This is a genomic window from Clostridium senegalense (genome assembly GCF_018916625.1).
GTDB lineage: Bacteria > Bacillota > Clostridia > Clostridiales > Clostridiaceae > Clostridium_J > Clostridium_J senegalense.
In genome coordinates, this window is record NZ_JAHLNC010000002.1 from 170,041 (window position 1) to 183,810 (window position 13,770).

General features: G+C 27.2%; 10 protein-coding genes and 1 other annotated feature. Of the genes, 5 read left to right on the forward strand and 5 right to left on the reverse strand.

Annotation, left to right across the window (positions count from 1 at the left end; genetic code table 11):
• Nucleotides 1-36 precede the first annotated feature (36 nt).
• The 4 genes from KQI36_RS06055 to KQI36_RS06070 all read left to right on the forward strand — a co-directional run bounded on the left by KQI36_RS06055 (nt 37) and on the right by KQI36_RS06070 (nt 2,789).
• On the forward strand, nt 37-585 hold the full coding sequence (locus KQI36_RS06055; RefSeq protein WP_216450097.1) for a class IV adenylate cyclase: 549 nt from the start codon (nt 37-39) through the stop codon (nt 583-585).
• Nucleotides 585-1,448 (forward strand): DUF5685 family protein, encoded by an 864-nt coding sequence (locus tag KQI36_RS06060; protein WP_216450098.1) that lies wholly within the window; start codon nt 585-587, stop codon nt 1,446-1,448. The genes KQI36_RS06055 and KQI36_RS06060 overlap by 1 nt, the downstream gene beginning before the upstream one ends.
• A 109-nt stretch (nt 1,449-1,557) precedes the next feature.
• Complete coding sequence (locus tag KQI36_RS06065; RefSeq protein ID WP_216450099.1) at nt 1,558-2,178, forward strand: J domain-containing protein; 621 nt, start codon at nt 1,558-1,560, stop codon at nt 2,176-2,178.
• A gap of 80 nt (nt 2,179-2,258) precedes the next feature.
• Entirely contained in the window at nt 2,259-2,789 is a 531-nt protein-coding gene (locus KQI36_RS06070) for a hypothetical protein (RefSeq protein ID WP_216450100.1), read from the forward strand.
• Between the two features lie 63 nt (nt 2,790-2,852).
• Here KQI36_RS06070 and leuS read toward each other — a convergent pair whose 3' ends face one another.
• Together leuS and yjbM are read right to left on the reverse strand one after the other, a co-directional pair.
• Nucleotides 2,853-5,288, reverse strand: a complete 2,436-nt coding sequence (leuS, locus tag KQI36_RS06075) for a leucine--tRNA ligase (RefSeq protein WP_216450101.1) — start codon at nt 5,286-5,288, stop codon at nt 2,853-2,855.
• Nucleotides 5,289-5,358: 70 nt separating this feature from the next.
• Nucleotides 5,359-5,558, reverse strand: a binding site (T-box leader).
• Between the two features lie 66 nt (nt 5,559-5,624).
• Nucleotides 5,625-6,419, reverse strand: coding sequence for a GTP diphosphokinase (yjbM, locus tag KQI36_RS06080; protein ID WP_010294325.1), 795 nt, complete (start codon nt 6,417-6,419; stop codon nt 5,625-5,627).
• A 428-nt stretch (nt 6,420-6,847) separates the two neighbouring features.
• Between yjbM and KQI36_RS06085 the strand changes: the two genes are divergently transcribed.
• A complete protein-coding gene (locus tag KQI36_RS06085) occupies nt 6,848-7,768 on the forward strand; it encodes a DUF2225 domain-containing protein (RefSeq protein ID WP_216450103.1) in 921 nt (306 codons plus the stop codon).
• A 64-nt stretch (nt 7,769-7,832) separates the two neighbouring features.
• On the opposite strand, the gene KQI36_RS06090 is transcribed toward KQI36_RS06085, so the two are convergent.
• The 3 genes from KQI36_RS06090 to KQI36_RS06100 all read right to left on the reverse strand — a co-directional run bounded on the left by KQI36_RS06090 (nt 7,833) and on the right by KQI36_RS06100 (nt 13,759).
• Nucleotides 7,833-12,110, reverse strand: a complete 4,278-nt coding sequence (locus tag KQI36_RS06090; RefSeq protein ID WP_216450105.1) for a 2-hydroxyacyl-CoA dehydratase — start codon at nt 12,108-12,110, stop codon at nt 7,833-7,835.
• A 689-nt stretch (nt 12,111-12,799) separates the two neighbouring features.
• Complete coding sequence (locus KQI36_RS06095; RefSeq protein WP_216450364.1) at nt 12,800-13,486, reverse strand: metallophosphoesterase; 687 nt, start codon at nt 13,484-13,486, stop codon at nt 12,800-12,802.
• 9 nt (nt 13,487-13,495) lie between these two features.
• Entirely contained in the window at nt 13,496-13,759 is a 264-nt protein-coding gene (locus tag KQI36_RS06100; protein ID WP_216450107.1) for an EscU/YscU/HrcU family type III secretion system export apparatus switch protein, read from the reverse strand.
• Nucleotides 13,760-13,770: the final 11 nt, after the last annotated feature.

Here is a 13,770-nt window from a genome sequence, read left to right on the forward strand (position 1 = left end):
TTTTACTATAACTTTAATTAATTAGGAGTGAACTTTATGCAAGAAATGGAATTAAGAATTATACATATAAATATTGATGATATTAGAAGTAAATTAAACAACATTAATGCTATAAAAGTAAAAGAAGAAAATCAAATAAATAATATATATGATTTTAATGACAAGAGAATGTTAAACGCTAAAGGATATGCTAGAATAAGAGAAGTTAATGATATTATAAATAATAAAACTTTAGCTTATATGACTACTAAAAAGTTATTAAGTCAAGAAAAATATAAAATTATGGAAGAATGTGAAGTTCTTATAGATAATGGAGAAGAAGGAAAGAGAATTTTTGAATCTCTTGGTTTAGAACTTATTGAATCTATAAAAAAATATAGAGAAAGCTATAAATATAAAAATACTTTAATAGAAATAGATATAAATGATAAATCTTACTGTCCTTTTCCTTATATAGAAATAGAATCTTCTTATGAAGATGAAATAATAGAAGTTGTTAATTTGCTTGGCTATTCAATGAATGACACTACATCTAAAACAATTTATGAAATTCTTGAAAGTGATAAAGGATTAAAAGGTATATAATGTTTGGATATGTAACCCCCTGTAAAATGGAACTTAAAGTAAAAGATTATGAAAAATTCAAGGCATATTACTGTGGCTTATGTTTAGCTATAAAAAATAATTTTGGTAATTTGCCTAGATTTACTTTAAATTATGATATGACTTTTTTAGGAATTTTGCTTGATAGTTTGAATAATGAAAAAATTCAATTTAATCCTACAGTTTGCATTGCTCATCCTATGAAAAAAAAATTAAAGGTTATAAATAATGGTGCTTTAGATTACGCTGCCTTTTGCAATGTAGCTTTAGCTTATTTTAAGCTTTTAGATAATTTTCAAGATGATAATTCTAAATCTAGCAAAATATTAGCTTTTGGCTTAAAAGGATATATAAATACAACCGATGATAAAAAGAATTATCTTTTAAATTATATGGAAGATAGTCTTAAAAACTTATCTAAAATAGAAAATAGCTCTGATATTTTAAATATAGATGAAGTTGCTCACATTTTTGCAGATTTAACTGGAACTATAATTTGCGAATATGCTACTGATAACAACCTAAAGGATAAATTATATAATCTAGGATATAATTTAGGACGTTTTATATATTTAATAGATGGATATGATGACCTAGAAAAAGATATGTCTGAAAATAAATTCAATCCAATAAACAGAGCATTTAATAATGATAACCTGCCTTATGACGAATTTCTTAATTCAATAAAAGATAGAATTGAGTTTAATCTTATAATGAGTGCAGAAGGTTGTGTACGTAGTTTATCAGAACTATCTATATTGAAAAACAAAGATCTTTTAGATAATATTTTAAATTTAGGATTGATGGAAAAAATAGAAAATATAAAAACTCATAAAAAAGAATAACATAAAATGTTTTAAATTTATATTTTATAAAACCTATTTAATAATAATTTATAAATCCAATTTATTTATTATGTAATTAAATGCAATTAAATTCAAGGAGTGTAATACGATGAGAAATCCATATGAAGTTTTAGGCATAAAAGAAAATGCTACAGAAGATGAAATAAAATCTGCTTATAGAAAGTTAGCTAAACAATATCATCCTGATCAATATGGTAATAACCCCTTAAGGGAACTTGCAGAAGAAAAAATGCGTGAAATTAATGAAGCCTATGATTCATTAACTAAAAATAATAACCGTAATAGTTATAGTCAAGGTTCTTATACTAGCTCTAATTCACAAAATTACTCTAATACGGGAAATGATTTTTCACTTTATCAATCTATTAGAACTGACTTAAATTCAGGAAATATTTCCAGTGCTGAAAAAAAGTTAAATTCTATAAACAATAGAACTGCAGAATGGCATTTCCTTATGGGAATGGTTAACTTAAGAAAAAATTGGTTTGATAGTGCATATAATCTAATATCTCAAGCTTGTAGAATGGATCCTAACAATTTTGAATATCAACGTGCATTAAATGAATTATCAATGAGACAAAATTCATATAGAGGAAATTACAGAAAAACTACACATGATAGTGATGGTTGTTGTGATTTGTTATGTAAATTATGGGTATTAGATACTTGCTGTGAATGCTGCGGTGGTGACCTAATAAGTTGTTGTTAATAGAGGATTAATTATAATCCTCTTAAGCATAATCAAAGAAATAATAAGCCTTATCTTTATTTTTTTAGGAGGTGCTAATATTGGCAACTAATAAAACTGATATGATAACTAAAGGTGGAATTTATGTTGCATTAAGTATTATTATTTTATACTTAACGGTTTTTATACCATTTAATACGTTATTTATATTAGGTATAGCCTCTACTATAATTCCTATATCTATTTTAACTATAGGATTTAAGCCTTCTATTATAGTATATATATCTGTATCTCTTCTTTCATATTTTTTAATTCCACAAAAATCCATATGGCTTATATATACTATATTTTTTGGAATTTATGGACTAATAAAATTTTTAATAGAAGGCATAAATAAACTATACTTAGAACTTATGCTTAAGTTTATATATTTTAATATTTCCTGTTTATTATTTTATTACATTTCAACAATACTATTTATTTCTAAAAATCAAATACTAGAAATTTTGAAAATTAATCCATCAACAATTTTAATTTTTGTTGTTATGTATGAAATAGGTTTTTATATATATGACTATGCCTTAACCTTTTTTATAAGTTATATAAAGGATAAGATACTTAAACATATTTAATTTTATATAAAATGAGCATTTTTATTAAGATTATAATAAAAAAGGTGGATTATCCACCTTTTTTTAATTTGCAACTATATTAACAAGTCTACCTTTTATTACTATAACTTTTCTTACAGTTTTGCCTTCAATATTTTCTTTTATCACTTCATTATTTAATGATGCTTCTTTTATTCCTTCTTCATCAAGATTGGTTGGAATATTTATCTTAGCTTTTATTTTTCCGTTTATTTGAATAGCTATTTCAACTTCATCTTTAATTAATGCATTTGCATCAAATTCTGGCCACTTTTCATTAAACACAGAGAAATTCATACCTAAAGCTTCCCACTGTTCTTCAGCAAAATGAGGTGCAAATGGTGCTAAAAGTTTTATATAATCTACTAATGTTTCTTTTAAGAAACTTACATTCTTAACTTTTACATTTAAGTATTTAGATAATGCATTTGTAAATTCCATCATTCTAGCTATTGCAGTATTAAACTGCATTTTATCGCCATCTTCAGTTACATTTTTTATAGCAAAATGTCTCCAATAGTTAAGCTCTTTTTCATCTGACTCCATAATGTCCTTATTATTATCTTTATTTCTAAGCTCAGCTATTGAGTGTTCTATAATTCTTTCAACTCTTTCAATAAATTTACCAATAGATTTTATTCCATCATCGCTCCATGCTCCACCTTCAGTGTATCCAAAACCGAACATTAGATACATTCTAAATACATCAGCACCGAATTCTTTTATATAATCATCAGGAGAGATTGTATTTCCTTTTGATTTACTCATTTTCAATCCATCTGGTCCTAATATAAGTCCTTGGTGAGTTAAAGATTTAAATGGCTCATCAAAGTTTATATACCCCATATCTCTTAAAGCTTTAGTTATAAATCTTGCATATAACAAGTGCATACACGCATGTTCTGGTCCACCAACATACTTGTCAACTGGCAACATTTTATTTGCTTTTTCACTGTCAAAACATATTTCTTCATTTTTATTATCAGTATATCTTAAATAATAGAATGAAGAACATACAAATGTATCTAAAGTATCTACTTCTCTTTTTGCAGCAGCACCACAACAAGGACAAGTAGTATTTACAAAGCTTTCTGATTTAGCTAATGGTGATTTTCCATCTGGTGCAAATTCAACATCATATGGAAGTTCAACTGGTAAATCTTTTTCTGGAACTGGAACTACCCCACATTTTTCGCAATGTATCATTGGAATAGGAGCTCCCCAGTATCTTTGTCTAGAAACTAACCAATCTCTAAGTCTAAAGTTTATTTTTCTATCTCCAAGACCTATATTTTCAAGTTTTTTAATAACAGCTTCTTTAGCTTCATCACCACATAATCCATTAAATTCTTCACTATTAACTAATATCCCTTTTTCTGTAAATGGAAGTTCTCCACCTTCAATAACTCTTTCTATTGGTAAATTATACTTCGTTGCAAATGCAAAATCTCTTTCATCATGAGCTGGAACCGCCATTACAGCACCAGTTCCATAAGTATTTAAAACATAATCACCAATCCAAATTGGCACTTTACGTCCATTTATTGGATTTATAGCATAAGAACCAGTAAATACTCCTGTTTTTTCTCTAGTTATAGACTGTCTTTCAATATCGGATTGTTTTTTTGCAGTCTCTTTGTATTCTTCAATAGAAGCTCTAAATTCTTCTGTAGTTAATTTTTCTACCAACTCATTCTCTGGTGCTAACACAACATATGTAACTCCAAACAAAGTATCAACCCTTGTAGTAAATACATCAAATTCAATGTCTTTTCCATCAACTTTAAATGTTGCTTCTGCCCCTGTAGATTTTCCAATCCAATGTTTTTGCATAGCTTTAGTTTTTTCTGGCCAATCTAATGTATCTATTTTTTCTAAAAGTTCATCTGCATAATCAGTTATTTTTAAAAACCATTGAGTTAAGTTCTTTTTAGTAACTTCACTTTCACATCTTTCACAGAATCCATCAACAACTTGCTCATTAGCTAAAACTGTATTACAACTAGGGCACCAGTTAACTGGAGCATTTTTTCTATAAGCAAGACCTTTTTCATAAAGTTTTAAGAACAACCATTGAGTCCATTTATAATAATCTGGTCTGCAAGTAATAACTTCATTTTCCCAGTTAAACATTGCTCCCATAGCTCTTAACTGTTTTTCCATTGTAACAATATTTTTTTCAGTAGAGTCCATTGGATGAATCCCTGTTTTTATTGCAAAATTTTCTGCTGGAAGACCAAATGCATCAAAACCCATTGGTTGGAACACATTATATCCCTGCATTCTTTTTAATCTAGCCCAAGAATCAACCGGTCCATAGTTAAACCAATGTCCTGCATGTAGTTGACTTCCTGAAGGATACGAAAACATTTCTAAGACATATAATTTCTTATCAAGATTGTTGTTATCAAACTTATAAATTCCTGTTTCTTCCCATTTTTCTTGCCATTTTTTATCAATGGTAGTATTATAATTTCCCATTTTTAAATCCTCCTTGTTAATTAATTTGTGTAAATCATTTATAAAAAAATAAAAAGCCTTCATCTCTAAATAAAGAGACGAAAGCTATAGTTCCGCGGTACCACTCTAATTAGGCAAAAGCCCCACTTTAATATTATAACGGTATAACCGTACTTGTTTGTCACAAGTAAGCTCATAAGCAAGTTCATATTTTTTAGTTACTACATCGCACCACATTGTAGCTCTCTTAAAACTAAAATTAATATTACTACTCCTAATCAACGCAATAGTATATATTCAATTAATAATGTATTATATCTTTAATTATAAAAAAAGTCAACATTTTTATGTTAAAGTTTATCTTTTATTATATTTATCTAAAACTTTTTTTGTTTCTTCTAACAAGGCATTAAGTTCATGTATTTCCCCTACTTCCAAAAGTCTATTTAACGACTCTGAAAATCTAGAGGCTTCTGCAATTTTACCTAAAGAAGATAACGTAAGTATGTTTTCAACTATACTAGTTACTAAACTTGATTTCACTTCAAATAACTTTTGTGCATCTTTTATCTCATCTTTTATTTCAAGCATTTGTTCATCTAATTTAAAAGCTGCATCTGCAGCATTCTTTAATTTCCCCCTAATATCTGTTGGTATATCATGCTTATATTTATAATTAAGTGAATGCTCTACTGTTGCCCAAAAGTTCATAGCTAACGTTCTTATTTGAAATTCTGCTAATATTTCAGTCTGTCCATCTGCCATATTAACTGGATACTTTATTATCATATGATAACTTCTATATCCACTAGTTTTAACGTTAGCAACATAATCTTTTTCATATATTATTTGCATATCTCTTCTTTGTCTTATAAGTTCTACAACCTTATCTATATCATCAACGAACTGGCACATTATTCTTATACCTGCTATATCTTCCATTTCATATGCTATTCTATCTAATGGTATATCAAATTTATTTGCCTTTTCTAATATACTTGAAACTTCTTTAACCCTTGCTGTTACAAATTCTATAGGAGAATATTCATTTTTTTTTCTTAATTCTCTCCTAATACTTCTTAATTTCACTTTTAATTCCTCTACTGCTTGATCATAAGGTATTAAAAACTTTTTCCATTCTATTACTGCCATAAAATTCACCCTTTACATAAAAAAAACTATCAAATATGGTATTTGTACATTATTTTTATATTATATATTTATACTAACCTTTGAGTTAACGTACATATATATAATATAATGTTATTATAGGAAAATATCAATTTATTTAAAATTCTTTTTTCTTTTTAGAAAATCATAACATATTTACAAATATTATTTGAACAAATTTTATTATATTTACATAAAAGTAACATCTATATTTTAATATATAGATTAATTAATTTATTTATAATTATGATTATGATTTTTACTAAAGCATATAAAAAAATAATAACCAGAATTACAAAGTATATTTTATGAAATATATATCACTTTTTTATACTACATTCTCAAAATATACATAATATCTGATATATTATTTAATTAAATATGACTAAATCCTTCAAGGTGGTGATATTATGAATAGTATATTTTCCGGACTAGAAAATGTTGGATTTAAAGATACTGATAATTTAACGCTCTACAAAAAAGAGGAACTTCAAGAACTTGAAACACAACATAAAAATTTTTCATTATTATACAAAAAAACTATAATTTGTCCCGTTTGCGAAAATACTTTTAAACAATTAGCTCTTAAAAGTAATTCATATAGAATGATTTCCAAGGACTCTGATTTTTTTATAAGATATGATTTAATAAATCCTTATTTTTATGATGTTTATGTTTGTGAACATTGTGGATATTCAGCACTTAAAGTAGACTTTAATAAAATTACAGAGCGACAAAAAGAACTAGTTAAAACTAATATTTCTCAAAAATTCAAATCAAGAACTTATCCTGAAACCTATACAAGAGAAATTGCTATAGAGCGCTATAAGCTTGCATTACTTAATGCAACTTATATAAATAGTAAAGCTGGTACAAAAGCTATGATATGCTTGAAATTAGCTTGGATGTATAGATTAGGTAATTCTGATAAAGATAAAGAACTTGAAAGAACTTTTCTTACTTCTGCTTTGGAAGGATTTGAATTTGCCTTTTCTAAAGAATCATTGCCTATTTATAAAATGAATAAATTTATCTTAATGTATTTAATAGGTGAAATCAATAGAAGACTTGGGAACTATAATGCAAGTTTAAATTGGTTCTCAAGAGTTTTAACTACTCCTGGAGTATCTTCTACGCTAAAAGATCTTACAAGAACTCAGAGAGATTTGATAAAAGAATCTCAAATGTTAGAAGAAAAAATTAAAAATAAAGATATTATAGAAAGTAATATAGACTTAGATAATGGTATTGACTCTAATAAATCTCAAGTTTCTATAACTAAAATTAAAAGCCCTAATAAAGGAATATTGGCTAAAATTTTAAAAAAGTAACCTTTCTATAAAAATAAAAATGTCACAAAATGATATAAATCACTTTGTGACATTTTTTATAAATTTAATCTCTTTTAGTACTTGCTGCAACTTCATCTAAAGTTTGTAAATAATCACGTTCCATATTTTTCTTTGATATTGATAATAAAAGCTTTATTCTATTTAATTGATTAGCTTCACTTGCTCCTGGGTCATAATCTATAGGAACTATATTAGCATCTTCAAAATGTCTTTTTAACTCTTTTATCATACCCTTTCCTGTAACATGGTTTGGTAAACAAGCAAATGGTTGCATACATACTATATTTTTAGTTCCACTTTTTATTAGCTCTATCATTTCTGCTGTCAAGAACCAACCTTCTCCTGTTTGATTGCAAAGAGAAAGTATATTCTTTGCTTCTTTTGCTAACTCTTCAATTCTACAAGGTGATGTAAATCTTTTACTTTTATCTAAAGCTTCTCTAACATATTTCCTGTAATTTTCCACATATTTAATAATTATATCACCAACTATATCGCTAGTCTTTCCTCCTAAATTATTTTCAAAATTCACCTTACCATTATAAGAACAATATAAGAAGAAATTTGTTAAATCTGGAACAACAACTTCTGCCCCTTCTTCTTCTAGAATATCTACAATATTATTGTTAGCTGTAGGATGAAATTTTACTAATATTTCTCCAACAACCCCGACTTTTGGTTTATTTAAATCCTTTATTTCTAAATTATCAAAATCACGAACCACATTTTTTATATTTTCCTTTAACTTTTTATAATCACCATTAAATATTTGTTGCTTTATAATATTGTTCCACTTTTCATATAACTGATTTGTGCTTCCCTTTATCTTTTCATAAGGTCTTACCCTTAGCATACATTGCATAAATAAATCACCATATATTACTGCAATAACTGCCTTTCTAGCCATTTCTAGACTATATTTAAACCCTGGGTTTTTTTCTAAGCCACAAGCATTTACCGAAATTACAGGAACATTTTCTAATCCAGCATCCTTTAATGCCTTTCTTAAAAATCCTATATAATTAGTTGCTCTACATCCACCACCAGTTTGACTTATTATAACTGATGTATTATCAACATCATATTTTCCTGATTTTAAAGCACTTATTATTTGACCTATTACTATTATAGATGGATAACATGCATCATTATTAACATATTTTAGCCCTTCATCAACAGCCTTAGTATCTACTGAAGGCAATACTTCTAAATTATATCCACAAGAAGATATTGCACCTTGTAAAAGCTTAAAATGAATAGGTGCCATTTGTGGTGCTAAAATAGTATGATTTTTTCTCATTTTTTTAGTAAAAATAACTCTTTCATTGCTTTTTTCAACTTGTTTATAATCTATATTTTGTTTTTCTCTATCTTTCATTGCTGCTTTTAAAGATCTAACTCTTATTCTAACAGCTCCTAAATTATTAACTTCATCTATTTTAATAGTTGTATATATTTTTCCATATCCTTTCAATATTTCTTGAACCTGATCAGTGGTTACTGCATCCAATCCACACCCAAAGGAATTAAGCTGAATTAATTCTAAATTAGGTTCTTTACATACAAAGCTAGCTGCTGCATACAATCTTGAATGATATGTCCATTGATCTACAACTCTTAATGGTCTATCTACTTTTTCCAAATGATCAACAGAGTCTTCTGTAAGTACAGCTATTCCTAATCCTGTTATAAGCTTATCTATTCCGTGATTAATTTCTGGATCAATATGGTATGGTCTTCCTGCTAAAACTATTCCTTTTTTATTGTTATCTCTTAAATATTTAAGTGTTTCTTCACCTTTTTTCCTTATATCTTTTTTAAACTCCAAAACTTCATGCCAAGCTCTATCAACAGCCTCATTAATTTCATTTCTGCCTATGCTAAATTCTTGTAATGCTATATATAATCCTTTTTTTAGTTTAGAAATATTTCCTAAAGTTAAAAATGGATTAATAAATTTAGTATTTGTTTCTTTTAACAAATCTACATTATTTTTAATTACTTCTGGATAAGATATAACCATTGGACAATTAAACTGATTTGTTGCTTCTTCCTGTTCTTTGTTTTCATACATAATACAAGGATAAAATATAGCATCTACATCTTTATTTATTAAATCTATAATATGCCCATGAGCCAACTTAGCTGGATAGCAAGCTGATTCTGATGGTATTGTTTCTATTCCTAATTCATATACCTTTCTTGAAGATCTTGAAGATAGTTGTATACTAAATCCTAATTTAGTAAAGAATGTGTGCCAGAATGGATAATTTTCATATATATTAAGAACTCTAGGAATTCCAATAACACCTCTTTTGGCATTTTCTCTATCTAAAGGTCTATAGTTAAATACTCTATTATATTTATATTCAAATAAATTAGGTATATTGTTATTTTGAGCTTTACTATTATCACCCTTTTCACATCTATTACCAGAAACAAATCTTTTTCCATCATTAAATTTATTTATAGTTAATAAGCAATTATTACCACATCCACCACATCTTCTCATACTGGTTTCTATTGTAAATTCTTTTAAATTTTTTAATTTTATTATTGTGCTTTCTTCTTTATTCTCACTACGATCTTTTGCTATTAAAGCAGCTCCAAATGCTCCCATTAATCCTGCTATATCTGGTCTTACTACTTCTCTTTTTGATATTGATTCAAAAGACCTAAGCACTGCATCGTTATAAAATGTACCACCTTGAACTATAATTTTTTCACCTAAATCCTTTTCATCTTTGACTCTTATAACTTTATTTAAAGCGTTTTTTATAACAGAATAACATAAACCTGCTGCTATATCTCCTACTGAACTTCCTTCCTTTTGAGCCTGTTTTACTCTCGAATTCATGAATACAGTACATCTTGATCCTAAATCTACAGGATTTCTGCTATACATCGCCCCTTTTATAAAATCTTCTATAGTTAAAGATAAAGATTTACTAAAAGATTCTATAAATGAACCACATCCAGATGAACAAGCTTCATTTAATTTTATACTTTCTATAACTCCATTTTTTATGCTAAGGCATTTCATATCTTGTCCACCTATATCTAAAATGAAATCTACCCCAGGCAAGAAAAATTCAGCTGCCTTCTGATGAGCTATAGTTTCCACTTCACCATAATCAACTTTAAACGCTGTCTTTATTAATGCTTCACCATAACCAGTTACTGTAGAACCTTTTATTAAAATATTATTATTAGTTTTGCTATATAAATCTTCTAATATTTTTTTTATTTGTTTTATAGGATTTCCATTATTACTGCCATAATATGAATATAAAACTTCTCCATCTTCTGTTATTAAAACTGCCTTTGTAGTTGTTGAACCTGCATCTAATCCTAAATATGCATTACCTTTATATTCACTTAATGATTTTCTTATTACTTTTGCTTTGCTATGTCTTTCTTTAAATTTTTCTATTTCCTTTTCACTTTTAAAAAGAGGCTCTAATCTATTTATTTCTTTATCTTGATACTTACTAATTAAATCCACTTTTTCTAATAGCTGCTCATATTTGAACACTGTTTCAAATTTTGAACAAATTGCTGCACCTATGGCTACAAATATCTGAGAATTGCTAGGAAATATTACATCTTCTCTTTTTATATCTAATGTATCTATAAATCTTTCCCTTAACTCTGATAAGTAATATAGCGGTCCCCCTAAGAACGCTACTTTACCTCTTATTGGTCTTCCACAAGCTAATCCACTAATTGTTTGATTAACCACTGATTGAAATATAGACACTGCAATATCTTCTTTTCTTGCCCCTTCATTTAAAAGTGGCTGAATATCTGTTTTTGCAAAAACTCCACATCTTGCTGCTATTGGATATATAACTTTATAATTTTTAGCCAGTTCATTTAAACCTGCTCCATCAGTTTCTAAAAGTGCAGCCATTTGATCTATAAATGCTCCAGTTCCCCCTGCACATGTTCCGTTCATTCTCTGCTCAATACCGCCTGAAAAATATGTTATTTTGGCATCTTCTCCACCTAGTTCTATTGCAACATCTGTTTCACTTATATATTTTTCTATTGCCTCTTTACATGCAACAACTTCTTGAGTAAATCCTATATTCAACCACTTAGAAATAGATAATCCACCGGAACCAGTTATCATTATTGTAAAATTACTATCTTTAGAAAAATTTGCAATACACTCACTTATAAGGGTAAGTATACTTTCCTTTATATTAGAATAATGCCTATTATATTTGCTATAAAGTATTCTTTCTTCTTTATCAAGTGCCACAATTTTTACGGTAGTAGAACCTATGTCAACTCCTAAATGTATTAAATTACTCATTTTATTATCACTCCCTAGTTTACTTATACTATCACCACGGATATATATTAAATTGTCTATTCTTCTATAAAAATTATTAATTTCTAAACCTATAGGGTTACAAATTTTAATTTTTACTTATACTTTAGTTTAAGTAAAACACACATTATTTTTAAGTGGATAGCTATTATATTTACTACTCACTTTACTCATATTTCAACTTTTGATTTTTATGACTTTTAACCTCTCTAATTCGAAATAAAAATTTTGATGCATAAGTTAAACTTTCAACTTTTATCCCTATATAAGTTTTTAAAATTATATTCCAAATCTATATACTGTAAGTTGAGACTATCCTCAAAAATGAGGATATTGTCAAAAATACCTTAAATTCTAGATTATCTTTAAAAGAAACATCTTTAAATTATATTCCAAAATTATATTTAAATTCAAGATATTATTATAATAGTATCTTGAGCAATTAAATTTTCACTTCTTTAATTCTATAACCCTTTATCTAATGTACACAAATAATAGTTTTCTTAATAATCCTTCATTATCTTAATTTATTTTTGTATTTATTAAAATTGCTAATGAATATTACATTTATTTAAGAATAAAGTAAAAATTAAAAACCTAAAAAGAATATATCGAACTTTTTTTATTTCGATATATTCTTTATAAAAATTTTTATAATTTCATAAAAAATATTATAGTATCTTTAAAGGTTCAAAGTTTATATGGTCACAAGAAGTTAAAATATAATTTATTCCATCTTTTTCACCTTCAAATGCATAATTCAAACCACTTCCATGAATATGACCGTATATAACCTTTTCTACATTATATTCCTTTAAAATCTCTGTAAATCCATTTTCTTCTTCAATATTATTTGTCGGTGGATAATGTAACATTACAATAATTTTTTCAAATCCATCTTTTTTTGCAGAATCTAATGACAATCTTAATCTTATAATTTCTCTATCATATATTTTTTTATCATGTGTAGTAAATTTAGAATTTATTGGTGTTATCCATCCTCTACTTCCACAAATAGCATAATCCTTATATTGAAAATAATTATTTTGAATAAAATTCATATTATCATACATAGAGTTTAGTTTCTTTATACCACTCCACCAATAATCATGATTTCCTCTAACCAATATTTTCTTTCCTGGTAAATTGTTTATAAAGTCTAAATCTAGTTTTCCTTCTTCAACTTTCATAGACCAAGATATATCTCCTGCTATAAGCACTACATCTTCATTTGATATTGTTTTTAACCAATTTTCTTTTATCTTTTCATCATGATTTAACCACTTTTCTCCAAAAATATCCATAGGTTTTTCACTATTAAAACCTAAATGCAAATCTGATATTGCATATAATGCCAACGCCTTCACCTACTTTTTCATCCTATTATCAACATCCATTACATATGCAATTACCTTTGCAACTACATCATATAATTCTGTTGGAATTTCATCACCAACGTTTACATTAGTTAAAAGGTTTGTAAGCTCCTTATTCTCAACTATTGGAACTTCAGCTTCTTTTGCATGCTCTATTATCTTATCTGCTATATGCCCCATTCCAACTGCTGTAACTTTAGGTGCAGAACTTCCCAAATCATATTTTAATGCAGCAGCCTTTTTTTTACTCTCCACACTTACCACAC